The following is a 23,925-nucleotide window of genomic DNA, read 5'->3' on the forward strand; positions in this document are numbered from 1 at the left end:
CCCCTCCGGTCCGGCGGTTCCACGGCACCCCAGCGATCGAGGAGCACCCATGTGTCAGTCCGAGGAGGTCACCCGGGCCGTCCTGGCGAGGAACGACGACCTGGCCGCCGGCCTGCGCGACGACCTGGCCGCGCGCGGGGTGAGCGTGGTGAACCTGCTCTCCAGCCCCGGCAGCGGGAAGACCGAACTGCTCGGCCGGGTGCTGGCGCGGGCACTGGAACGTGAGGTGCCCGTCGCCGCGTTCACCGCCGACCTCGCCACCGAGAACGACGCAAGGCGGCTGGCCCTCTCCGGCGCGCCGGTGAAGCAGCTGCTCACCGACGGGCTGTGCCACCTGGAGGCCCGGCAGGTGCGCGGCCACCTGGAGGGCTGGCTGCCCAGGGACACCGCGCTGCTGTTCGTGGAGAACGTCGGCAACCTCGTCTGCCCGGCCTCCTACGACCTCGGTGAACGGCTGCGGATCGTGCTGATGGCGGTGACCGAGGGCGAGGACAAGCCCGCGAAGTACCCCACCGCCTTCGGCTCCGCGCACCTGGTCGTCCTCACCAAGACCGACCTCGCCGGGCCGGCCGGCTTCGACGAGGCCGCCTTCGCCGAACAGGTGCGGCGGGTCAACCCCGGGGTGGAGATCGTCCGCTCCTGCGCCCGCACCGGCGAGGGCGTCGACACGGTCCTGGACCGCGTCCTCGCGGTACGGGACGGCGCTCCCGCGCACCGGCCGCCCCTCGCCCCGCACCCGCACGTGCACGCGCCCAGCGCCCCGTGACGGCGCCCACGGCGACGGACGTCCGCCGCCGCGTCACCGTGCGCGGCACCGTCCAGGGCGTCGGGTTCCGCCCGTACGTCCACCGCCTCGCCGCCGGTCTCGGGCTCACCGGGTTCGTCGGCAACACGGCGGACGGCGTGGTCATCGAGGTCGAGGGGACGGCGAGCGCCGTCGAGCGGTTCTGCGCGCTGCTCGCCGGCGAGCCGCCGCCGCTGGCCACGGTGACCGCCGTCGCCGTCGAGGACCTGCCCGCCACCGGCGCGGACCCCGGCTTCACCATCCGCGCCACCGAGCACGCCGCCGCGGGCCGCACCCTGCTCCCGGCCGACACCGCCACCTGCGCCGACTGCCTGCGCGAGCTGGCCGATCCGGCCGACCGGCGGCACCGCCACCCGTTCATCAACTGCACCCACTGCGGCCCCCGCTTCACCATCGCCAACGCCATGCCCTACGACCGCGCGGCCACCACGATGTCCGGCTTCCCGCTGTGCCCGCACTGCGCCCGCGAGTACGACGCCCCGGCCGACCGCCGCTTCCACGCCCAGCCCGTGGCCTGCCCCGACTGCGGACCCCGGCTGCGGCTGGTGCCCGCCGCGGACAGCGGCGTGCGAGCCGCTCGCGACGGTGACGCCCTCTCACGGGCGCGAGAGCTGCTCGCCGCCGGGCGGATCGTCGCCGTGAAGGGAGTCGGCGGCTACCACCTGGCCTGCGACGCCGGCAACGCCCGGGCCGTCGAGACGCTGCGCACCCGCAAGGCACGCGGCGACAAGCCGTTCGCCGTGATGTGCGCGGACCTTGAGGAGGCGGAGCGGATCGCCGTCGTCGGGGCCGCCGAACGCGCCGCGCTCACCGGGCCCCGCCGCCCCATCGTCCTGCTCCGCCCCCGCGACGGCGCACGCCCGGCACCCGGCGTCTGCCCCGGCAGCCCGCACCTCGGCGTGATGCTGCCCTACACCCCGCTCCACACCCTCCTGTTCGGGCTGCCCGGCGACCCGCCCGGCCCCCGCGTCCTGGTCATGACCAGCGGCAACCGGTCGGGCGAACCGATCGTCACCGACGACGACGAGGCGCTCACCCGGCTGTTCGGACTGGCCGACGCCTGGCTCGCCCACGACCGGCCCATCGCCTCGCCCTGCGACGACTCCCTGCTGCGGGTGCGCGCCGACGGCACCGAACAGGTCCTGCGCCGCTCCCGCGGTTACGTGCCCACCCCGCTGCGCCTGCCCGTCCCGGTACGGCCCGCGCTCGCGGTGGGCGGCGACCTCAAGAACGCGCTCTGCGTCGGCGAGGGCGAACTGGCCTGGTTCGGACCGCACATCGGCGACATGGGCGACCTGGCGACGCTGGAGGCCGCCGTCCGCGTGGAACGGCACCTGCACCGGCTCACCGGTGTCCGCCCCGAACTCGTCGCCGCCGACCGCCACCCCGGCTACCACGCGTCCGCCTGGGCCCGCCGCCGCGCCGCCCGCCTCCCGCTGGACCGCCCGGTGTTCGTCCAGCACCACCACGCCCATGTCGCCGCCGCCATGGCCGAAGCGGGACTCGACGGCACCACTCCGGTCATCGGCGTCGCCTTCGACGGCACCGGTTACGGCGACGACGGCACCGTGTGGGGCGGCGAGGTGCTGGTCGCCGACTACACCGGCTACCGGCGCCTGGCCCACCTCGCCCCGGCCCCGCTGCCCGGCGGGGACGCCGGGGTCGCCAACCCCTGCCGTACGGCACTGGCCAGACTCTGGGCCGCCGGCCTGCCCTGGGACCCTGACCTGCCCAGCGTCGCCGCCTGCTCGCCGGACGAACTCAGCCTCCTCGCACGGCAGTTGCCGAGCCACGTCGGCTGCGTGGCCACCTCCAGCATGGGCCGGCTCTTCGACGCGGTGTCCTCCCTCGCCGGCGTCTGCCACCGCGCCGGGTACGAGGCGCAGGCCGCCGTGGAGCTGGAGGCGCAGGCCTGCCTGGCCTGGGACGAGGACACCGCCGCCCACCCGTTCGGCGACCGGTTCGACCCGGCCCCGGCGCTGCGCGCGGTCATCACCGACCTGCGGCGCGGCACCCCGGTGCCGGTGATCGCGGCCCGCTTCCACCGCGGGGTCGCCCGGACCGTCCTCGGCCTGTGCCGCGGCGTACGCCGGGACACCGGCCTGGCGACCGTCGCCCTCACCGGCGGCGTCTTCGCCAACGCTCTTCTGGAGCAGGCCGCCGCCGACCTGCTGCGCGACGACGGATTCACGGTCCTGCGGCACCGCGAGGTCCCGCCCAACGACGGCGGGCTGGCCCTCGGCCAGCTCATGGTCGCGGCCCGGGGACGACGACCCGACGGCGGACGACGTACGGCAGTCAGCGACGAGACGGAGTGACCCATGTGTTTGGCAGTGCCCGGCAGAGTCGTGAGCATCGACGCCACCGCCGACCCGCTCACCGGCATGATCGACTTCGGTGGCGTGCAGAAGCAGGCGTGTCTGGAGTACGTGTCCGACGTCCGCGTCGGTGAGTACGTCATCGTGCACGTCGGTTTCGCCCTGCAGAAGCTGGACGAGGAGTCGGCCCTGGCCTCCCTCCGGCTCTTCGAGGAACTGGGCCTGCTGGAGGAGGAGTTCGGCGACGCCTGGCAGCAGGCCGCCCGGCAGGCCGAGGAGAAGGAGGTCCGGTGAAGTATCTCGACGAGTTCAACGACCCGCAGCTGGCCCGCCGGCTGCTGGACGGGATCCGGTCCGCCGTCACCCGGCCCTGGGCCCTGATGGAGGTGTGCGGCGGCCAGACCCACTCGATCATCCGGCACGGCATCGACCAACTCCTGCCCGAAGAGGTGGAGTTGATCCACGGTCCGGGCTGCCCGGTCTGTGTGACCCCGCTGGAGTGCATCGACAAGGCGCTGGAGATCGCCGCCCGCCCCGGAGTGATCTTCTGCTCCTTCGGCGACATGCTCCGGGTGCCCGGCACCGACCGCGACCTGTTCCGGGTCAAGGGCGAGGGCGGTGACGTCCGGGTGGTGTACTCGCCGCTGGACGCGCTGCAGCTCGCCCGGCGGCACCCCGACCGCCAGGTGGTGTTCTTCGCCATCGGCTTCGAGACCACCGCGCCCGCCAACGCCATGGCCGTCCACCAGGCCAGGCGCCTGGGCCTGGCCAACTTCAGCCTCCTGGTCTCCCACGTGCGGGTCCCCCCGGCCATCGAGGCCATCATGACCGCGCCCGAGTGCCGGGTGCAGGGCTTCCTGGCCGCCGGACACGTGTGCAGCGTGATGGGCATGGCCGAATACCCGGAACTGGCCGCACGCCACCGGGTCCCGGTCGTCGTCACCGGCTTCGAACCCCTCGACATCCTGGAGGGCATCCGCCGCACCGTCCTCCAGCTGGAGCGCGGCGAACACCGGGTGGAGAACGCCTACGCCCGTGCCGTGCGCGAGGACGGCAACCCGGCGGCCGTCCGCATGATCGAGGAGGTCTTCGAGGTCACCGACCGCTCCTGGCGGGGCATCGGCCCCATCCCGGCCAGCGGCTGGCGGCTCTCCGAGGCCTACCGGGGATTCGACGCCGAGCACCGCTTCGACGTCACCGGCATCCGCACCGAGGAACCCGCCGAGTGCCGGGCCGGAGAGGTCCTCCAGGGGCTCATCAAGCCCACTCAGTGCGAGGCCTTCGGGACCACCTGCACCCCGCGCACCCCGCTCGGCGCCACCATGGTCTCCAGCGAGGGTGCCTGCGCCGCCTACTACCTGTACCGCCGGATGTCCGAACCGGCCCCCGCGCCCGAGGAGATGAACCCCGTTGGCTGACCCGACCGTCGTCGACCCGGCGAACTGGAGCTGCCCGGCGCCGATCCGTGACCAGCCGGTCGTGGTGATGGGGCACGGCGGCGGCGGCGCCCTCTCCGCCGAACTCATCGAGCAGGTCTTCGTCCCCGCCTACGGCAACGCCCTGCTGGCCGGGATGACCGACGCCGCGGTCCTCCAGCTCGGCGGCGCCCGGCTGGCGCTCTCCACCGACTCCTACGTCGTACGGCCGCTGTTCTTCCCCGGCGGCTGCCTCGGCGACCTCGCGGTCAACGGCACGGTCAACGACCTCGCGATGAGCGGCGCGCGGCCCGCGTACCTGTCCGCCGCGTTCGTGCTGGAGGAGGGCGTGGAGCTGGCCGTCGTCGAGCGGGTCGCGCGGGCCATGGGCGCGGCCGCCGAGACGGCCGGGGTCACCATCGCCACCGGCGACACCAAGGTGGTGGAGTCCGGGCACGGCGACGGCGTGTACGTCACCACCGCCGGCATCGGCCTGGTCCCCGAGCGCGTCGACATCCGGCCGCAGCGCGCCAGGCCCGGCGACGCGGTCATCGTCAGCGGGCCGATCGGACTGCACGGGGTGGCCGTGCTGAGCGTGCGCGAGGGCCTGGAGTTCGGCGTCGAGATCGCCAGCGACACCGCCCCGCTGGCCGACCTGGTCGCCACCATGCTGGACGTCACCCCGGACATCCACGTCCTGCGCGACCCCACCCGCGGGGGCCTGGGAGCCTCGCTCAACGAGATCGCGCGCGCCTCGGGCACCGGGGTGCGGCTGACCGAGCGGGCCGTCCCGGTACCGGACGAGGTCGCCAACGCCTGCGGGTTCCTCGGGCTCGACCCGCTCTACGTCGCCAACGAGGGACGGCTCGTGGCCTTCGTCCCGCCGGGCGAGGCCGACGCCGTCCTGGCGGCGATGCGGTCCCATCCGCAGGGTGCGGGCGCGACCCGGATCGGCGAGTGCGTGGCCGAGCACCCGGGGATGGTCGTGGTGGCCACCGGGCTGGGCGGCACCCGGGTCGTGGACCTGCCGCTGGGCGAGCAGCTGCCGCGCATCTGCTGACGACGGACCGGTGTCCGCGCGGTGCCCCGGAACCGGCCGGGGCACCGCGCGGGCTCACTCCACCGCGGTGATCTCCAGTTCGCGGCCGCTGCGCAGCTCGTTGCTCGGCCGGTCGCAGACCGGGCACCAGAAGAACGGCGGCATCCCCAGGGCGAACTCCTCCTGGCACGGCCCGCACCAGGCCCGGCCGGGCACCTGCTCGACGACCAGCCGGGCCGCGGCCAGCGCGGTGCCGTCGCGGGCCATCTCGAAGGCGAAGTCGAGGGCGTCGGGGACCACCCCGGACAGCTCGCCGACCCGGACGGTCACGGCGGAGACGGTGTCCGCCCCGTCCGCCCGGGCCCACTCGCCGGCCTGCTCCACGATCGCGGTCGCGATCGACAGTTCGTGCACGGCCGGCTCACGGATACCGGTGACCGGCACGCAGGCCACCCGAGATCCGCCAGATCTTCATCTCGCGCATGATCGAGGGCAGCTCCGTGACGAGCAGCGCGAGGGCGACGGCGCCGACGACGGCGATCTCGGCCGTCAGCACCCGCCGGGCGGCGGTTCCGGTTCTCTTTCGCTGGACCTTCATGACGGGGACTCCCTGTTCTGTGTCATCCCGGAGGGATGTTCGGCATGACGTCCAGCAGGGTGTCGTGCCGCTTCCAGTGGATGCCGGTGGAGCGCCGCGCGTCGGCGGTGCCGTCCGGGTGGTGCCCGGGCTGGGTGGTGTGCGGCCCCTGGTTGCCCTGGTGCAGACCGCGCACGTGGGAGGGCGTGTCGGGCCTCGCCTGCGGTCGGCCGAGCCGGATGCTTCCCATGGGGTTTCTCCTTCCTGTGCTGCCGTTCTTCAAGGGCGCTCGGTGAGCTCCTCGAAGAAGCGCTCCACGGCCGGCCACATCCGCCCGCCGCCGGACAGGCCGCGCCATTCCCGGCGGACCACGGCGAGCATGCGGAAGCAGTCGTCGACCGGGACGATCCAGTGGTGGTCCAGGCCGTGCACGGTGTTGACCAGCAGTGCCTCGACGTCCGGGGCCATGCCGGCCAGGGGCGGGCAGCCGGCGGCCGCCCGCTGCCAGGCCGCCGCGTCCACCTCCCAGCGCATGGCACCCGCCGGGCTCGGCCCCTCGGCGGTGACCGAGCCGTCGGCGCGCGGGACGAAGAAGACCAGGCCGACCGGGACCCCCAGCGTCGCCGTGTCCACCTTCGCAAGGCGGACCCGGCGGGTCGGGATCAGCCGGAACTGGACGTCTCCGCCGCCGGGACCGGGCCGTCCCTGCTCCGCCGGGAAGAGCAGCGAGCAGGGCCGGCAGGCACAGCGGACCTCGGCCTGACCGACGTCGTACAGATGCGGGTGGTCCTCGGGCACCGGGGCGGCGCACAGGTCGCACACCTCCGCTTCCGACGCCGGCCGGTGGTCGGCGGCGGAGCGGATGAGGCGGGCCAGGGCTCCGTCGGTGCTCACCGTGTCTCCTGCGGCCGGCGCAGCGATGCGAGGGGCACGAAGGCGGGGGCCGGGTCCTCGGGCAGCGGCTGCACGTCCGCCAGCTCGGGGGCCGCGGCGAGCACCGCCTCGCGGACCGCGTCGGCCACGTCCGTAGTACCTCCGCCGCACCCGGAGCCGCAACCGCCGCCCGTGGTCAGCCGCACCCGGCCCACCTGGCCCTCCAGGCCGGCCCACTCGACGTCGCCGCCGCGTTCGCGCACGGCCGGCCGCAGCCGCTCCACCGCGCGGGCCGCCCGCCGCTCGGGCGGCTCGGGGTGGACGTCGTGCAGGACCAGCAGGTGGTCGAGGAGTTCGTCGTCGAGGAGGTGCCCGGTCAGGTCCGCGTCCGCGCGGTCCAGGACCCGGGCGAGCGCCTCGCCGTAGACCTCGGTGAGCAGGCGCACCGCCTCGACGGCCGGTCCGGTGGCCGGGCCGGGCGTGGACTCCAGGCCTTCGAGCAGCGTGTCGAGGCGGGCCAGCCGGGCCTCGACCGCCGCCGCGTCCAGCCGCCCGGGGTCAGCCATGGTTCGCCCCGTACGTCGGCGAGTGCGTGACGCTCAGCGTCTTGCCCTTGCCGGTGTACATGTGGACACCGCACGGCAGGCACGGGTCGAAGCTGCGGACCGTGCGCATGATGTCGACGCCCTTGAAGTCGTCCGGACCGTTCTCCTCGAAGATCGGCTGGCCCTGGACGGCGTCCTCGTAGGGGCCGGGGGTGCCGAACTTGTCCCGGGGGCTCGCGTTCCACGGGGTCGGCGGGTACGGGTGGTAGTTGGCGATCTTCTTGTCCTTGATGACCAGGTGGTGGGAGAGGACACCGCGCACGGCCTCGTGGAAGCCGCAGCCGATCGCCTCGTCCGGCACCTCGAAGTCCTCGAACACCTTGGTGTCGCCGGACCGCACCAGGCCCATCGCCTCGTCCAGGAACTGCAGCGCCATGGCCGCCGCGTAGGCGACGAAGTACGGCCGGGCGCGGTCGCGTTCGAGGGTGTTGGACCACTTCGGGATCTTCCACTCCAGCGTGGTCTCCGGCAGGGACTCGCCCTTGGGCAGCGAGATCCGCACGCTGGTGCCGGTGGCCTTGATGTACGGCGTGTCGACGATGCCGCTCAGCGCGGTCGACCACAGCCGGGCCAGCGGGCCGCCGCCGGTGTCCAGGGCCAGGTGGTCGCCGGTGCGCTGGTCGAACCAGCGCGGGCTCATCACCCAGCTGTAGTTGGCGTCGAAGTCCCGCTTCTGCGGCACCGGGAGGGTGGTCTGGTTCCACGGGTGGCGCATGTCGACGGGGTTGCCGAGCGGGTCGTGGGTGACGAACGGGTCCTCGTTCACCCAGTCCTCGTAGAACGAGCTGCCGAGCATGATCCTGAGGCCCAGGTTGATGTCGACCAGGTTGTTGGTGACCAGTTCGCCGTCGACCACGATGCCCGGGGTGACGTACATCGCCTTGCCCCAGCGGTCCATGTTCTCGTAGCGGTAGTCACAGACCTTCGGGTCCTGCCAGGCACCCCAGCAGCCCAGCAGGATACGGCGCTTGCCGACCTCCTCGTAGCCGGGCAGCGCCTCGTAGAAGAAGTCGAAGACGTCGTCGTTCATGGCGACGGCCTTCTTCACGAAGTCGATGACGTGCATCAGCCGGCTGAGGTAGTCGGTGAACGCGGTCGGCGACGGCATGGTGCCGACACCGCCCGGATACAGCGTGGAGGGGTGGACGTGCCGGCCCTCCATCAGGCAGAACATCTCGCGGGTGGTCCGGGAGACCTTCAGGGCCTCCTTGTAGACCTCGCCCTCGAAGGGGTTGAAGGCCTTCATGATGTCCGCGATGGTCCGGTACCCGTGGATGTCACCGCGCGGCGCGGCGGTCTTCTGCGCGCGGGCCAGCACGCTCGGGTTGGTGGCCTTGACCATCTGCTCGCAGAAGTCCACGAAGACCAGGTTGTCCTGGAAGATCGTGTGGTCGAACATGTACTCGGCCGCCTCGCCGAGGTTGACGATGTGCTCGGCCAGCGGCGGCGGCTTCACCCCGTACGCCATCTGCTGGGCGTAGTCGGAGCACGTGGTGTGGTTGTCGCCGCAGATCCCGCAGATCCGCGAGGTGATGAACCCGGCGTCGCGCGGGTCCTTGCCCTTCATGAAGACGGAGTAGCCGCGGAAGAGGGAGGAGGTGCTGTGACACTCCACCACCTCCCGGTTGGCGAAGTCGATCTTCGTGTAGATGCCCAGGTTCCCGATGATCCGGGTGATCGGATCCCAGGACATGTCCACGATCTGCTCGGGCTTGCGCCCTGCCTGCCGGGCCTCGGTTGTCATCGGCGTCGCTGACCTTTGCTGTGGGGGGACGTGGGGTGGGAGGTGGCCGGCGTGTCAGGGCCGCCAGCGCGGGGCGTACCCGCTGGTGAGCTTGCGCTTGTTGTGGCGCCACTTGGGCTCGTGGTTGACCAGGTCGTTGGTGAAGCCGCGCAGCCGGCGGATGACCGCCCCGTACGGCTTGATGGCCAGCGACGAGAGGGTGCCGCCGGGCGGCTCGTCCATGAACGGCATGAACGCGTCCGGGAAGCCCGGCATGGTGCAGCCGATGCAGATACCGCCGACGTTGGGGCAGCCGCCGATGCCGGCCATCCAGCCCCGCTTGGGCACGTTGCAGTTCACGACCGGACCCCAGCAGCCGGTCTTCACCAGGCACTTGGGGGAGTTGTAGTCCATCGCGAAGGACGCCTGCTCGTAGTACGAGCCCCGGTCGCAGCCCTCGTGCACCGTCCGGCCGAACAGCCACTGCGGGCGCAGCATGTGGTCCAGCGGCGGTGGCGGCGCGGTGCCCGCCGCGTGGTAGAGCACCCAGATCAGGGTCTCCATGAAGTTCTCCGGCTGCACCGGGCAGCCCGGGATGTTCACCACGGGCAGGCCGCCCTGGGACTTGTAGTCCCAGCCCAGGTAGTCCGCGAGACCCATGGAGCCGGTCGGGTTGCCGGCCATCGCGTGGATGCCGCCGAAGGTGGCGCAGGTGCCGACGGCCACCACCGCCCAGGCCTTGGGCGCCAGCTGGTCGATCCAGTCGTTGAGGGTCTGCGGCTGGCCGGTCTCCGGGTCGTTGCCGAAGGACGTCCAGAAGCCCTCGCCCTCGATGATGTTCTGGTTCGGGACCGAGCCCTCGATGACGAGGATGAACGGCTCCAGCTCGCCGCGCGCGGCCTTCCGGTAGGGCGCGAGGAAGTCCTCGCCGCCCAGGCTCGGCGACAGCACCTTGTTGACCAGGTTGACCTTCGGTATCCCCGGGATCAGGCCGAGGACCAGGTCCTCGATGGAGGGCTGGTCGGCCGCGGTGACGGAGACCGTGTCGCCGTCGCAGCTCATGCCCTCGGAGATCCACAGGATGGTGATCTCGTCGAATCCCCGGTGCTCGCCGGTCGCGCCCGGTGCGTCCACCGCGGTGGTGCCGTTGTCGGTGCTCATACGCTAGGCCTCCGATGGAGTGGGTCCCGCGGGCGGCTCCTGCGCCGTCACTGGGTCCGGGACGTCGGTGCCCCCGAGCGGCTCGACTTCGTCGGGCCGGAAGTAGTGGAATCGGCCGTACCAGCCGTGCAGTTCGGCCGCCGGATCGTCGTCGACGGTGACGGCGAGGTGGGTGCTGCCGTCCACGTCGTGGAAGACGGCGGCGACGGTCGCGGTCCGGCCCGCGAGGAACATGTCCTGGGCGTCGGCACCCCGGCCGCGCGGCCGGAGCCGTACCGCGCTGCCGCCGCCGACCCGGACGGCGCCGACCAGGACCGTGTCGGTGGCCGGGGAGAGTCCCTCGTCGGCGCCCTCCTGCCACCAGGCGGGACGGTTCGCGGCGGGCTTCAGCGAACGGATCGCGCCGTGCAGGCGCCCGAGGACCTCGGGCGGCATCGTGTCGACCCGGTCGAGGATCTCGGCGGCCCGCGGGTCGGTGGCGCGGGCCTCCCGCTTCTCCTGGTCCGTCAGCAGCATGGTGCGCAGGGTGAGGATCTCGTCGATCTCGCCGGCGTCGTGCAGGTCCCCGGGGCTCTCCGGTGCCACCTGCGGATGGTCGGGCAGGATGATCGGCGAGGAGAGCAGCAGGGCGGAGGCCGAGCCGTCCGCGGGGGAGACGGCGGGTGGTGCGCCGCCGAGCACCGGGAAGGTGAAGTCGTTGCGGCAGCTGCGGGCCGCCTCCTGACTGTCCTGGCCGGGGTCGATCAGGGAGACGAACACGGCGCCCTCGGCGGCCAGCAGGGTGTGGGTGGCGATGAGGGCGTGCCGCAGCGCGTGGTCGCGCGGGGCGTCCGGATCCGCGGTGCGTCCCTCGTGCGCGGTGCGCACCCGGAGCCGGAGCAGGTCCTCGCCCGCCCGCTCGATCTCCAGGGCGGTGCTCGCCGCGCTCTCCTCCCGGCGCCTGACGATCCGTCCGGCGCCGCCGGGCAGCGTCTCCGTGTCCGTACCGGAGGGGGAGCCCACCGCGAAACGGTGTACTCCCTCGGCCAGCGGGACGGCGAGGTCCCTCTCGCGCGGCACCGCCTCCTCGAACGTCAGGTGCACGGTCCCGTCGTCGCACGTCAGCGACTCGACCGGCTGCCCGTCGGCGTCCTCGACCTGCTTGTGCTGCATCTGCAGGTACCGCACCCGCACCCGCAGGACCGCGCCGGGCCGCTCCACCCGCACCAGGCACTCCGTCTGCTGGTACCAGGAGTCGGCCGAACCGGACACACTCGGGCTGACCGGCCCGCCCGCCTCCGCCCAGTCCCTCGGGAAGAGCACCCCGAACTGCCAGCGGGCACGGTTCTTCGGCGAGGACCGCCGGTAGGGGTAGAGGAGGTAGCCCTCGTAGAGGACGGCGTCGGCGACGGCGCTCACCTGACCGAACACGTGCCCGGACGGCTCACCGGGCTGTCGCGAGCCGTCCGCGGGGGCACTGCGGGGCACCCTGCCGTCGACCAGTCCCTCGGCCATGCAGCCTCCTCGGATCCGTACGCGCGCCCATACCTTCCACCACGGTCACATCGGTCACGCCCGCGCGCCTCTTCTGGCGGAGCGGGGCTGAGCCGAACGGGGGGTGTCCGGGCGTGCGGGCGGGGCGGCCGACGGAGGCGGTCGGCCGGGGGAGGACGGGACGGGCCGGGAGGACGGTGTCGCGGGCCGGGGTGGAGGGCCGGGACGGGCCGTCAGGGAGCGGTGAAGAGGGCGGGGAAGCGCGGGGCCAGCCAGGGCTTGCGGCCGGTGGCGAGGATCTGGCCGCGGGCCATGGCCGGCCACGGACCGCGGCGGCCGAGGGCGATGAGGAGGAAGGCGACCGGGTCGATGAGGATCGTGCAGTCCGGACGGTCCTGCGGTCGCGGTGTCACCTGGACGGTGCCGTCGGCGAGGCCGACGCCGAAGGCGCCGCCGCCGCGCAGCCGGATCGTGTAACGGGCGGTCAGTCCGGCGACGGCGCGGGCGTCGGCCACGGCGGGCATCACCGCGAGCATGAACGGCATGCACAGCGCGACCCGTTGGGCGTCGACCATGTGCGGGCGGCGCAGCGCGCGGGCGAGGTCGTAGCCGTGGCCGAGCATGTGCGTGAGGAGGTAGGAGCCGAGCACCGACCGGTCCATCGGGCCGAGCGGTGTGACCGGGGCCGGCCCGTCCGGCGCCGTGGCCAGCGCGTCGGCACAGCGCGCGGCCTGCTCGGTGATCATCGCGGCGAGCGGTGCGGCCCGCCGCTCGGTGAACGCGGCCAGCGACCGGGCGTTGGCCGCCGCCAGGCTTCCCGGCGTGCCGTCCCCGTAGGGGCGTTCGGTGCCGAGGGCGAGGTCGGCCATCAGCTCGTTGGCCAGCGCCAGATGGGCCGCCGCCTCACCGACGGTCCACCGCGACCCCGGCACGGCGCCGCGCGTGTCCGCCAGGCCGTCCAGTACGGCGGCGATGTCGTCGCCGGTCCGCCGTATCGCCTGCCCCAGTCCCTCGGGCAGCGCCCCTCGGGCGCCCTGCGGCGCGTCGTGATCCATGTCGGTCGCTCCCGTTCTGCCGGGCCGAACCCAATCAGACGCGCGAGCGCACCACAAGAGCCGTGACGATCATCGCGGGCCGAGGCCGTGCAGGAAGCTGTCCACCACGACGTCGGCGGCCTGGGCGGCGCTGAGCTCGGACAACTCCTGCGAGGCGAGGTGCATCAGCTGCGGCAGCAGTGAACTCGCCCAGGCGAGCGGGAGGTCCGCGCGCAGCAGCCCCTCGTCGGTGGCGCGCCGCAGGAAGTCGTCCAGCTCCCCGATCAGGGCGTCGCGCCGCCGTCTGATCGCCTCGTCGGCGCGCAGCCGGCCGAGTTCCACCGGCCATGTGCGGTTGACGCCGATGATCTCCTCGACGTACCGGTGCAGCGCCACGGCGACGGGAGCCGCCCGCAGCCTGGCGTTGGCCACGGCCTGCTCGACCGCGTCGTACCGCGCCTCGTAGATGGCCGCCAGCAGCTCCTCGCGGGAGGCGAACCGCCGGTAGACGGTGCGCCGGTCGACACCCGCCTCGGCGGCGATCGCCGCGATGCTCGCGGCCGGGTCGGCGGCGAGCATGCGGGCCCCGGTGGTCAGGACCGCTTCCAGGTTGCGTGCTGCGTCTGCTCTCACGCGCCGAGCATACCCGCAGATGTGGAGTCTGACCCGACTACCGACTCATGCATGAGGCTTTCTGTCATTCAAGTGCTACATTGAAGTGACAGTTAATCGACCGGCCTCACTCGACACCCCCCGGAGCGGGCACATGATCACGTACGACCGTCTCTTCATCGCCGGATCCTGGGAGGCGCCCAGCGACCCCGGGCTGCTCGACATCAGGTCCCCGCACGACCAGTCGGTCATCGGCCGTGCCGCGCAGGCCCGGCCCGCCGACGTCGACCGCGCGGTGGCCGCCGCGCGGGCCGCCTTCGACGAAGGGCCCTGGCCGCGCACCGCACCGGCGGACCGCATCGCCGTCCTGCGGCGCCTGAACGCGCTCCGCGAGGAGGAGGCCGAGGAGATCGCCCGCCTGATCTCGGCCGAGAACGGCTCGGCGGCCTGGTTCACCCGGGCCGGCCAGCCGGGACTCACCCGGCAGGCCGAGGCCTACCTGCGGGCCGCGGAGGCCTTCGGCTGGGAGGAGACGCTGGAGTCGGGCTCCGCGGTGCGCACCGTCGTGCGCAGGGAACCCGTCGGTGTCGTCGCCGCCGTCATCCCCTGGAACTCCCCGTTCTCGTCGGCCATGGCGAAGATCGTCCCGGCGCTGCTGGCCGGCAACACGGTCGTCCTGAAGGTCTCCCCGGAGAACTCGCTGAGCATGGGACTCCTCGCCGGACTGCTGGAACGGTCCGGCCTGCCCGACGGCGTGATCAGCGTGCTCCCCGCCGACCGGGAGACCAGCGAGTACCTGGTGACGCACCGCGACGTCGACAAGATCGCGTTCACCGGTTCGACCCGGGCCGGGCGCCGGATCGCCGCCCTCGCGGGCGAACGGCTCAAGCGGGTCAGCCTCGAACTGGGCGGCAAGTCGGCCGCGATCCTGCTGCCGGACGCCGACGTCGACCGGGCGGTGCAGGGACTCAGGTTCGCCTCGCTGCTCAACAACGGCGAGTCCTGCATCGCGCAGACCCGCGTCCTCGCGCCGCGCGGCCGGTACGAGGAGGTCGTCACCGGCCTGAAGGGCCTCGTGGAGTCCCTCAAGGTCGGTGACCCCGCCGACCCCGACACCTTCATCGGCCCGATGATCCGCCGCGACCAGCAGCAGCGCGTGCGCGACTACATCGAGGCCGGCATCGCGGAGGGGGCCCGGCTGGTCACCGGCGGTCCCGGCATCCCGCCGGGGCTGGAGCGGGGCAACTACGTGACGCCGACCGTGTTCGCCGACGTCGACAACTCCATGCGGATCGCCCGGGAGGAGATCTTCGGCCCGGTCCTCGTGGTCATCCCCTACGACGACGAGGACGAGGCGGTACGGATCGCCAACGACTCCGAGTACGGACTCTCCGGAGGCGTGTGGTCCGCCGACGACGCGCACGCGCTGGAGGTCGCCCGCCGCCTGCGCACCGGCACGGTCACCGTCAACGGCGCGGCCATCTCCTTCGACGGACCGTTCGGCGGCTACAAGGCGAGCGGGATCGGCCGCGAGTACGGGGCGGTGGGACTGGCCCAGTACGTCGAGCACAAGTCCGTCACGCTGCCGGCGTCCGCCGCCTGACCGGCTCGGGCCGCGAGGCCGTCACCGTCCTGACCGGTACTGACCGCCGGGGCCGGTCGCGGGACCGGGCGGGCCGGGGACATGATGGTGGGGAGCCGGGCTCGTCCCGCTCCGCCGCACGCGCGGCCCGTCGCGGGGAAGGGCCCGCCCTGGCGGAACGGGGTCCGGCGGGCGCCGTCGCGAGGGAGAGAGGTGTCCTCCATGAAGGTGCTCCGGATCGGCAGCGTCCCCCCGAGGGCGGCCGGCCTCGGACGCGACCGGCCGTCCTGATGTTCCGGCGGATACGGGAGCACGATCCGGGTCTGTCGGCGCTGCGGCGCGGACTGCGCACCGCGATCATCACGCCCTCGCTGTTCGCCGTGACCTATCTCGTGATCGGCAACCCGGTGATGGCGGTCTTCGCCGCCTTCAGCCCCATGGTGCTGATGATGTTCGTGGACTTCGGCGGTCCGATCCGGGAGCGGGCCGCCCAGCAGCTGAGCCTGGTGCTGGTCTCCACCGCGCTGGTCTGCCTGGGGAGCCTCGCGGGCCAACGGGTGTGGCTCGCCGGGGTCGCCACTTTCGTGGTCGCCTTCGCCGTGCTCTTCGCCGGTGTCGTCAGCTCCGCGCTGGTCGGTGCGGGAACGTCGCTGCTGATCAGCTTCGTGCTGTCGGCCACCCTGACCGGCCCGGTCGCCTCGATCCCGGACCGGGTGGCCGGCTGGTCGCTGGGCGGCGCCGCGACCGTCCTCGCCGTGACGCTGCTGTGGCCCCGGCCGCCCGTCGACCCGCTGCGTGCCTCCCTGGCCGAGGCCTGCGCCCGGCAGGCCGGACAACTGCGCGCCGAGACGGACTGCGTCCGGGCCGGCCTGCCGCGGGCCGCGGCGCTGGACGCGGCCGCACGCGACACCGGGACCGCCGTCGCCGCGCTCCGGAAGACCTTCTACGCGACGCCCTACCGTCCCACCGGGCTCTCCACGACGGCCCGTGCCCTGGTCCGGCTGGTCGACGAGGTCCTGTGGCTCGGCAGCATCCTGCAGCAGGCGCCCTCGCACCGGCAGGACCGGGCGAGCCGGCTGGTGGTGTGCGACGTGGAACTCGCGGCCGCCGCCGTGCTGGAGCGCGGAGCGGCACTCCTGCAGTCCGGCACGGGACCCCTGCACGGCCTCGCCTCCGACATCGCGCGGCTCAGGGCGGCGGGAGGGCGTCTCGAAGAAGTGATGACCGGCGCGCTGCCCGAGAGCCTGGCGGCCCGCTCCGTCCGGACCCCGGCCCGTACGGGTCCCGTGACGGCGGCCGATCCGATCGCCGTGCTGATCGCCTCGCTGGAGCCCGGGTTCCGGGCCCGGCGGATCGCCTTCGTCGTGGCGGTGACGGCGACGGACATCGAACTCGCCCTCGCGGCCCGCCGCCGCGCCTGGTGGCGACGGCTGCTCGGACAGCGCCCCGCGACCACCGCGCCCGCCCTGTCCTCGGCCCGCGACCGGCTCGCGGCCCACCTCGACCGCCACTCCGTGTGGCTGCACAACAGCGTGCGCAGCGCCGCCGCGCTCAGCCTCGCCGTGGTCGTCGCGCAGCTCAGCGGCGTGGGCCATTCGTTCTGGGTCGTCTTCGGCACGCTGGCCGTGCTGCGCTCCAACGCCGTGAACACGGGCCAGACCGCCGGACGCGCCCTGCTGGGCACCGCCATCGGCTTCGTCGTCGGGGTGGCGCTCATCCTCGCGCTCGGCGCCCATCCCGTCGCCCTGTGGGTGCTGCTCCCGTTCGCGATCGTCCTGATCGGTCTGGAGCCGTCCGTCACCTCGTTCACCGCCGGGCAGGCCGGCTTCACCGTCGTCCTGCTGATCCTCTTCAGCATCATCAGTCCCGTCGGCTGGAAGGTGGGGCTGGTCCGGATCGAGGACATGGCGCTCGGGTGCGCGGTGAGCCTGGTGGTGGGGGTCCTGTTCTGGCCCCGCGGGGCGGGTGCCGCACTGGGCTGCGTGCTGTGCGAGGCGTTCCTGGACGCGGCCCGGTACCTGCGCGGCGCCGTCGCGTTCGGACTGCTGCGCTGCGACGGCCTGGCGGCGCCCTCGGCGACCTCGGGCGAGGACCGGCGGTCGGCCGCTGCCGCGGCCCGGCGGCTGGACGACGCCTTCCGCGGGTTCCTGGCCGAGCGCGGTACCAAACGGCTCCCGCTGCCCGAGGTGGCCCGCATGGTCAACTCGGTCACGGCCGTGCGGCTGACCGGCGACGCCATAGCCGACCTGTGGTCGCGCGAGGGATACCGGCCCAGCGGCGACCGTGCCGCCGCCCGTGCCGCGGTGCTCGGCGTCTGCGAGCCGATCGCGGCCTGGTTCGAGAGGTCCGGCCGCGCCCTGGCGGGCCGCGCGTCCGTACCGGAGCGTACGGTGGGCCCGCGGGAGGCGGACCAGGCCCTCGAACAGGCGCTGCGCCGTGAGCTGGCCGCCGACGGGGCCGCCGGTGACGCCGCCTCGGTCGTACGGATGATCTGGACGGCGGACCACCTCGACGCGCTGCGTCTCCTGCAGGCGCAGCTCATCGGTCCCGTGCGGGAGGCCGCCGCCATCGTCGCGCGGCACAGGCCCCGGGACCGGCGGCCCTGAGAGGACGCGCGCGGCGACCGGGCGTCGGGCCGGGAAGATTCTTTTCTTGTCGCGGGTAGTGGGCGGAAATAAAAAACCCGCGCATGCAATTATTGGGGATGTGCGGAGCACCGGCCGGACCCCGGCCGTCTCCGGAACCCGTCCCGTCCGCCCCCAAGGAGTCCCGTGTCGACCTCGCTGTTCACCCCCTTCGACCTCAAGTCGCTGACGATCCCCAACCGCGTCTGGATGGCGGCGATGTGCCAGTACAGCGCCGAGCCCGGCGGCGAGCTGGCGGGCGTGCCCACGGACTGGCACTTCACGCACCTGGCCGCGCGCGCCGCGGGCGGCACCGGGCTGATCATCACCGAGGCCACCGCCGTCAGCCCCGAGGGCCGCATCTCGCCCTACGACCTCGGCATCTGGAACGACGAGCAGACCGCCGCCTTCCGGCGCATCACCGCGTTCCTGAAGTCGCAGGGCAGCGTCCCCGGGATCCAGCTGGCGCACGCCGGACGCAAGGCGTCGACCGAGCGCACCTGGGTCGACCGCGGCCGCCCGATCACCCCGGCCGAACCCTTCGGCTGGACCCCGCTCGCCCCCAGCGCCGTCCCCTTCGACGGGAAGTCCACCGTCCCCGAGGAACTGACCGCCGAAGGCATCCGTGAGATCGTCGGGCAGTTCGCCGACGCGGCCCGGCGCGCCCTCGAAGCCGGCTTCCAGGTCGCCGAGATCCACGGCGCCCACGGCTACCTGATCCACCAGTTCCTCTCCCCGCAGAGCAACCGCCGCACCGACGAGTACGGCGGCTCCTTCGAGGGCCGGACCCGGTTCGCGCTGGAGGTCGTCGACGCCGTCCGCGCCGTGTGGCCCGAGGAACTGCCGGTGTTCTTCCGGATCTCCGCCACCGACTGGCTCTCGGAGAACCCCGAGGACGGCCGTGAGGGCTGGACCGCCGACGACACCGTCCGCTTCGCCAAGGAACTGCTGGCCCACGGCGTCGACCTGATGGACGTCTCCACCGGCGGCATCGTCCCGGACGCCCGGATCACAACCGGCCCCGGCTACCAGGTTCCCTTCGCCGAGCGCGTCCGCAGCGAGACGGGCATGCCCGTCGCCGCCGTCGGCATGATCACCGATCCCGGGCAGGCCCAGGAGATCGTGGGCTCGGGCACCGCCGACGCCGTCCTGCTGGCCCGCGAACTCCTGCGCGACCCGTACTGGGCCCGGCACGCCGCCGCGCAGCTCGGCGGCACGGTCGGCGCGCCCGTCCAGTACCACCGCGCCTGACGCGAGGCGTCAGCAGGCCGGCGGTCGCCGGCCGCTCCACGGGAGGGCCAGCTCCAGGGTGCGGGACACCTGGAGCAGCAGGTCCTCCCGCCAGGGCGCGGCGACGAGCTGGACGCCGACCGGCAGTCCGGTGGCCTCGTCGTGGTGGAGGGGGAGCGAGACGGCCGGCTGCCCGGTCACGTTGAACACCGACGTGAACACCCCCATCGGGTAGCTGTTCAGCAGCGGCGCGAGCGGGTTCTCGTCGGCGCCCGCCCCCAAGGTGCCGACGAGCGGCGGCAGACAGGCCATCGTCGGCGTGACGAGGAGGTCGAAGCGGGCCGTGAACCCCTCCACGACGCGCCGCGACAACTGCTGGGTGCGCCGCACCCCTTCGACGTAGGCCCACGAGTCGGTCGACCGCGCCGCCGCGCGCAGCGCGCGGTTGTGCGGCTCCACGCGCTCGGGATCCGCCAGCTCGATCGCCGCGCCCCCGGCGTTCCAGACGGTGGTGAACGCGCCGACCAGCTCCTCCGTCGCCGGCAGCGGCAGCGGAGCGTCCACCAGGTGATGCCCGGCGGACTCCAGTGCCCTCAGGGTGCTCTCCACCGCCGTCACGCAGGCCGGGTCCACGGTGATCCCGTCGAGCGGCGAACCGGTGAGCACACCGATCCGCAGCCCGGCCGGCGGCTCCTTCGCCGCCGCGGCGGCGAACGAACCACGCGGCGACGGGGGCGACCACCAGGCGCCCGGATCGTGGCGCGCGAGCACGTCGAGGACGGCCGCGGTGTCCGCCACCGTGCGGGTCACCACGCCGCTCGACGCCAGCCCCTCCACGAAGACGATCTCGCCGCTGACCAGGCCGCGGGTGGGCTTGAGGCCGACGAGCCCGGTGCACGAGGCGGGGATACGGATCGACCCGCCGCCGTCCTCCGCGTGGGCGAGGGGCGCCATCCCGGCGGCGACGGCCACGCCCGCCCCGCTGGAGGACCCGCCCGGCGTGCGCCGCGGATCCCAGGGGTTGCGCGAGACGCCGAGGGCCGGGCTCTCGGTGAAGGGCACGGCACCCAGCTCGGAGGTCGTGGTCTTGCCGAGGAGCACGAACCCCGCGTCCGTGAACCGCCGTACCACCGGGTCCGAGACCGCGGCCGGTGCCCTGCCGGCGCCCGCGGAGCCGTAGGTGGTGGGCCAGCCGGCCACGTCGATCAGGTCCTTGACCGGCAGCGGGACGCCGAGAAAGGGCGGCAGTTCGTCCGGCGACGCGGCGCGTACCACCGCGTCGGCGGCCGCGGCCGCCGCCTGGCGGACGTCGTCGTCGGCCCGGTGGCAGAAGGCGTTCAGCCGGGGATCCAGTTCGTCCGTCCGCCGCAGGCAGGCGTCCGCCACCTCGACGGGACTCACCTCCTTGCGGCGGATGGCCTGGGCGAGTTCGACGGCCGGTGTGAACAGGTCGATCGGTGCGCGCGTCACGTGCGGTCCTCTCCGGTCCGGGACGCCGTCGGACGTCCGGCGGGTGTGCCGGGGTCCGCGACGGACGGGCCGTCAGTCTCGGCGCGCCCGAGCCGCTCCGTCTTGGACGAATGTTCCGTACGCTGGCGCCATGCCAACCGCCGGGCAGGCTCGGGACGCCGCGCAGATCTGGGACATCGCCGTACCGGGGCGGCCCGGCCGGCTGCCCGGGGTCAGCATGGCGGGGTTCCGCGCCCGCACCGCCGACCCCGTCGACCTGGGCGTGATCCCGTACCCGGCGGTCACCGTGGTCCTCGACCTGGGCGACCGGTCGCTGAGCGTCGACGACCCGGGCGGCCGGCACCACGGCAGCATCGTCGCCGGGCTCGCGGCCGGCGGGCTGCGCGGGCACGGCCGGGCCGTCGAGTGCCTGCAGATCCGGCTGTCCCCGGCCGTCGCGCACACCGTCCTCGGCGCCTCCTCGGAACTGGGCTCCGCGGTGGTCTCGCTGGAGGACCTCTGGGGCCGTGACGCGGAGCGCGTCCAGGAGCGGCTGCGCGCCGCGACGTCGTGGCCGGACCGGTTCGCGCTCGCCGAGGCCGCGCTCGCCCGCCGGCACCAGGACGGCGCCGCCGTCGACCCGGAGATCGCGTTCGTGTGGCGGCGGATGGTGACGCGCCTCGGCGGGATCCGCGTCGAACCGCTGGCGGCCGAGGTCGGCTGGAGCCGCAAGCGCCTGTGGTCGCGGTTCCGCTCCCAGACCGGCCTCACCCCCAAGCGCGCCGCCCAGCTGATCCGCTTCGACCACGCGGCCCACCTGCTCGCCGCGGGACACGGCGCCGCCCGGGTGGCGGCCGAGATCGGCTACGCCGACCAGTCCCACCTGCACCGCGACGTCCGCGCGTTCACCGGCGGAACGCCCACGGCGGTCTCCGCCGCCCCCTGGCTCGCCGTCGACGACGTCGCCTGGGCCGCGCCCGCCTACCTCTTCCGGACACCGGTACGGCCTGCGGGGCAGTGACGGGAGGCCTCCGGCGCCGCACCCGCCTCCCGCCTCCGGGTCAGCCGGCGGGCCACTTCCGCAGGCGGCCGCGGTGTGCCGCCGCCTGGGTGCGGGCCGCGTCCGCGAGGCCCGGCTGGAGGCGGCGGGCGGCGTCGACGTGGTCGTCGGTCCAGATGATCCGGACCGCGACGGGAGTGGCCCGGCCCTGTCCGTCGCTGAGTTCGCCGCGCACCGAACGCACCAGACGCGCGGCACCCTCGGGGCGCAGCGGGACGACGTCGGGGACGGGGGAGTGGTCGCCGAGGCCGGCGGCGAACCCGTGGTACCAGCCGGTGACGCGGTCCGCCGAGTCGAGGACGGCGCAGTGGGCGTCGGCCCGCACGGCCTGGACGCGCGCCCGGTCCTCGCCCTGCCACAGGGAGACGACGGCGTCGGCGGCGAGCCGCAGGCCGACGACTCCCGAGACGAGGGTCGTCGTGCAGGCCAGCGACAGCGGTTTGGCGCCGCGTTCGGCCAGGAAGCTGCGGAAGGCGTCGTCGAGGCGGCGCGCGGAGGCCGCCGCCGCACGGCCGCGCGGATCCGGGTCGGCGGGGCCGTGCTGGCCGAGGGCGTAGTCGACGGCGCCCGCGAGATAACGGGCGCTGTCCTCGTACGCCTGGGCGAGGGCCTTGTGGACGGCGGCCTGGGCGCCGCGCGGCCAGAAGAACACGGCGACGACGATGCTCACCAGGCAGCCCAGCGCGATGTCCTGGACGCGCAGCAGGGCCACGTGCCAGTTGGGGTCGTGGCCGATGTTGAACAGCACCACGAGCGTGACCGTGAACGCCGCCTGCCCGGCGGCGAAGGAGATGGCGGCGGGCGCGATCCCGGCGAACAGGATGGCCACCGGGAGCACGAACCACAGCGCGGTGCCGTGATGGCCGATCAGGTGCAGCAGCGCGGCGCCGATGACGGACCCGGCCACCGTGCCGAGGACCGCGCGGACCGCGTTCTGCCCGGTGCTGAGCGCGTTGGACCGCAGCACGGACAAGGTGCCCAGCAGGACCCAGAAGGAGTGCCCCACGCCGGTCGCGTCGGCCAGGAACACGGCGATGCCGAGTCCGACGGCGCCGCGCAGGCTGTTGTGCATCCACACCGAGTCGGTCCGCAGGTGGGCCGCGGCCCGCTCCCGTGCCGCCGCCAGCGGCGCGGCCAGCGCGCCCGGCTCCCGGCCGAGCAGCCGAGCCTGCCAGCCGCGCTGCCAGGCGGTGGCCGCCATGTCGACGTTGTCGGCGATCTGCAGCACGGCGAAGCCGAGTTCCTGGGCCCGGAAGGACACGTCGAGGGCGGCGATGAACCCGTAGACCTCCGCCGTGCTGTTCCCGCCGGGGTGTTCGGCGGGCACCTGGACGGTGGAGCTGTGCTCCATCGCGTTCAGCGCCGCCCGCAGCTCCTCGCCGCGGGCGCGCAGCGGGCCGGTGGCACCGCGCAGGTCGGTGAGCAACGCGCGGGCCTCGTCCAGGACATGGGCGGCGGCGCGGCGCACGTCGTGGGCGACCGGATCACAGCCGGGCGGTTCGTCCGTGTAGTCGGACCGGTCCACGAGGACGGCGCACAGCCAGGTGAGTTCGTCGACGAGCCGGACCAGGGCCCGGGAGGTCGCGGACAGGCCGGTGGGCCGGTAGGGGGTGGCGTCGAAGGCGCCGCGCAGGTCTGCGCCGGTCTGCGCGGTGATCTCCGCGGCCGCCCGGCAGTGGTCGACGAAGGCCGCCGGTCCGTCCGGGGCCGGTCCCGAGGAGCGGGCGCGCAGGTAGCCGGCGGCGGCGCGGCAGACGGCCGCCGCCGGTGCGCTGAGCGGGTCGGCGACCGGACGCGGCCACAGCAGGGCGACCGCGGGCAGCGCCACCGCCGCCGCCAGTCCCGCTCCGGCCAGGCGGTCGGGCAGCTGGGACAGCGGTACCGGTGCGCTGACCGGCAGCACGAACGCCAGCAGGAGCGCCGTCGAGCTGCCGGCCAGCACCGAGCTGACCACACCGGCGAAGAGGATCACGAAACCGACCACGACCGTGGCCGCGACGGCGAGCCGGACGTCGGCGGCCGCCAGTGTGCCGACACAGATCAGCCCGAGCCACGCCACCGCGAGGGCCGCCTGTGCCTGCAGCCGCTCGGCCATCGGACCGGAGTAGTCGACCAGGAGCAGCATGGAGAACGTCCCGAACGCGGCGAAGCTGGCCATCGTCGCGTTGTGGAACACCTCTCCGCACAGGGCGAACAGGGCGGGCATCACCAGGGCGGTGCGGGCGGCCCGCCGGGTCGCCGCGAGGTCCGGGTCCCGGTCGCGCAGCCACCTCAGCCAGCGCGGTGCCCGCCCCGACATGTACACCTCCCGCTGGCCCAGGGCAGCCGGCCCCGCCGCCGCACCG

21 protein-coding genes are annotated in these 23,925 nt (G+C 73.9%); 9 read left to right on the forward strand and 12 right to left on the reverse strand.

Annotated elements, in window-relative coordinates; genetic code table 11:
• Positions 1-49: 49 nt before the first annotated feature.
• The 5 genes from hypB to hypE all read left to right on the forward strand — a co-directional run bounded on the left by hypB (position 50) and on the right by hypE (position 5,598).
• Positions 50-766: a hydrogenase nickel incorporation protein HypB gene (hypB, locus tag ACIQOE_RS34690; protein ID WP_365576328.1), complete on the forward strand. Its 717-nt coding sequence runs from the start codon at positions 50-52 to the stop codon at positions 764-766.
• Complete coding sequence (hypF, locus tag ACIQOE_RS34695; RefSeq protein WP_401415715.1) at positions 763-3,123, forward strand: carbamoyltransferase HypF; 2,361 nt, start codon at positions 763-765, stop codon at positions 3,121-3,123. Before hypB ends, hypF begins: the two co-directional genes overlap by 4 nt.
• 3 nt (positions 3,124-3,126) lie before the next feature.
• Complete coding sequence (locus ACIQOE_RS34700) at positions 3,127-3,417, forward strand: HypC/HybG/HupF family hydrogenase formation chaperone (RefSeq protein WP_351323733.1); 291 nt, start codon at positions 3,127-3,129, stop codon at positions 3,415-3,417.
• Positions 3,414-4,541 carry a hydrogenase formation protein HypD gene (gene hypD, locus ACIQOE_RS34705; protein ID WP_401415718.1) on the forward strand — a complete coding sequence of 376 codons (1,128 nt, stop codon included), beginning with the start codon at positions 3,414-3,416 and terminating at the stop codon, positions 4,539-4,541. The genes ACIQOE_RS34700 and hypD overlap by 4 nt, the downstream gene beginning before the upstream one ends.
• A gap of 67 nt (positions 4,542-4,608) precedes the next feature.
• A complete protein-coding gene (gene hypE / locus ACIQOE_RS34710; RefSeq protein ID WP_362643446.1) occupies positions 4,609-5,598 on the forward strand; it encodes a hydrogenase expression/formation protein HypE in 990 nt (329 codons plus the stop codon).
• A gap of 54 nt (positions 5,599-5,652) precedes the next feature.
• On the opposite strand, the gene hypA is transcribed toward hypE, so the two are convergent.
• From hypA to ACIQOE_RS34760, 10 genes are all read right to left on the reverse strand, one after another.
• Entirely contained in the window at positions 5,653-5,991 is a 339-nt protein-coding gene (gene hypA / locus ACIQOE_RS34715; RefSeq protein ID WP_351323964.1) for a hydrogenase maturation nickel metallochaperone HypA, read from the reverse strand.
• Positions 5,992-5,998: 7 nt separating this feature from the next.
• Entirely contained in the window at positions 5,999-6,175 is a 177-nt protein-coding gene (locus ACIQOE_RS34720; RefSeq protein ID WP_351323731.1) for a hypothetical protein, read from the reverse strand.
• Between the two features lie 22 nt (positions 6,176-6,197).
• On the reverse strand, positions 6,198-6,404 hold the full coding sequence (locus ACIQOE_RS34725; protein ID WP_351323730.1) for a hypothetical protein: 207 nt from the start codon (positions 6,402-6,404) through the stop codon (positions 6,198-6,200).
• 29 nt (positions 6,405-6,433) lie between these two features.
• Positions 6,434-7,048: a DUF5947 family protein gene (locus tag ACIQOE_RS34730; RefSeq protein WP_401415721.1), complete on the reverse strand. Its 615-nt coding sequence runs from the start codon at positions 7,046-7,048 to the stop codon at positions 6,434-6,436.
• Positions 7,045-7,593: a NifU family protein gene (locus ACIQOE_RS34735; protein WP_351323728.1), complete on the reverse strand. Its 549-nt coding sequence runs from the start codon at positions 7,591-7,593 to the stop codon at positions 7,045-7,047. Before ACIQOE_RS34735 ends, ACIQOE_RS34730 begins: the two co-directional genes overlap by 4 nt.
• Positions 7,586-9,376 (reverse strand): nickel-dependent hydrogenase large subunit, encoded by a 1,791-nt coding sequence (locus tag ACIQOE_RS34740; RefSeq protein WP_351323727.1) that lies wholly within the window; start codon positions 9,374-9,376, stop codon positions 7,586-7,588. The genes ACIQOE_RS34735 and ACIQOE_RS34740 overlap by 8 nt, the downstream gene beginning before the upstream one ends.
• Positions 9,377-9,430: 54 nt before the next feature.
• On the reverse strand, positions 9,431-10,516 hold the full coding sequence (locus ACIQOE_RS34745) for a hydrogenase expression protein HypE (protein ID WP_365558536.1): 1,086 nt from the start codon (positions 10,514-10,516) through the stop codon (positions 9,431-9,433).
• 3 nt (positions 10,517-10,519) lie between these two features.
• The gene (locus tag ACIQOE_RS34750; protein WP_401415724.1) at positions 10,520-12,010 is read right to left on the reverse strand and encodes a hypothetical protein; all 1,491 of its coding nucleotides are present in this window, start codon (positions 12,008-12,010) and stop codon (positions 10,520-10,522) included.
• A gap of 212 nt (positions 12,011-12,222) precedes the next feature.
• Positions 12,223-13,044: a maleylpyruvate isomerase family mycothiol-dependent enzyme gene (locus ACIQOE_RS34755; RefSeq protein ID WP_365558530.1), complete on the reverse strand. Its 822-nt coding sequence runs from the start codon at positions 13,042-13,044 to the stop codon at positions 12,223-12,225.
• Between the two features lie 69 nt (positions 13,045-13,113).
• Positions 13,114-13,602, reverse strand: coding sequence for a TetR family transcriptional regulator (locus ACIQOE_RS34760; protein WP_351323963.1), 489 nt, complete (start codon positions 13,600-13,602; stop codon positions 13,114-13,116).
• A gap of 187 nt (positions 13,603-13,789) precedes the next feature.
• On the opposite strand from ACIQOE_RS34760, the gene ACIQOE_RS34765 reads away from it, so the two are divergent.
• The 3 genes from ACIQOE_RS34765 to ACIQOE_RS34775 all read left to right on the forward strand — a co-directional run bounded on the left by ACIQOE_RS34765 (position 13,790) and on the right by ACIQOE_RS34775 (position 19,092).
• Positions 13,790-15,238, forward strand: a complete 1,449-nt coding sequence (locus ACIQOE_RS34765; protein WP_401415727.1) for an aldehyde dehydrogenase — start codon at positions 13,790-13,792, stop codon at positions 15,236-15,238.
• A 269-nt stretch (positions 15,239-15,507) separates the two neighbouring features.
• Entirely contained in the window at positions 15,508-17,823 is a 2,316-nt protein-coding gene (locus ACIQOE_RS34770; RefSeq protein ID WP_401415730.1) for an FUSC family protein, read from the forward strand.
• Between the two features lie 165 nt (positions 17,824-17,988).
• Positions 17,989-19,092, forward strand: a complete 1,104-nt coding sequence (locus ACIQOE_RS34775) for an NADH:flavin oxidoreductase/NADH oxidase (protein WP_401415733.1) — start codon at positions 17,989-17,991, stop codon at positions 19,090-19,092.
• A gap of 9 nt (positions 19,093-19,101) precedes the next feature.
• On the opposite strand, the gene ACIQOE_RS34780 is transcribed toward ACIQOE_RS34775, so the two are convergent.
• The gene (locus tag ACIQOE_RS34780; RefSeq protein ID WP_401415735.1) at positions 19,102-20,541 is read right to left on the reverse strand and encodes an amidase; all 1,440 of its coding nucleotides are present in this window, start codon (positions 20,539-20,541) and stop codon (positions 19,102-19,104) included.
• 130 nt (positions 20,542-20,671) lie between these two features.
• On the opposite strand from ACIQOE_RS34780, the gene ACIQOE_RS34785 reads away from it, so the two are divergent.
• On the forward strand, positions 20,672-21,541 hold the full coding sequence (locus ACIQOE_RS34785; RefSeq protein ID WP_401415737.1) for a helix-turn-helix domain-containing protein: 870 nt from the start codon (positions 20,672-20,674) through the stop codon (positions 21,539-21,541).
• Between the two features lie 40 nt (positions 21,542-21,581).
• On the opposite strand, the gene ACIQOE_RS34790 is transcribed toward ACIQOE_RS34785, so the two are convergent.
• A complete protein-coding gene (locus tag ACIQOE_RS34790; protein WP_401415739.1) occupies positions 21,582-23,879 on the reverse strand; it encodes an FUSC family protein in 2,298 nt (765 codons plus the stop codon).
• Positions 23,880-23,925 lie beyond the last annotated feature (46 nt).

The sequence above is a fragment of the Streptomyces sp. NPDC091282 genome (assembly GCF_044757385.1).
In the GTDB taxonomy this organism is placed as follows: Bacteria; Actinomycetota; Actinomycetes; order Streptomycetales; family Streptomycetaceae; genus Streptomyces; species Streptomyces gramineus.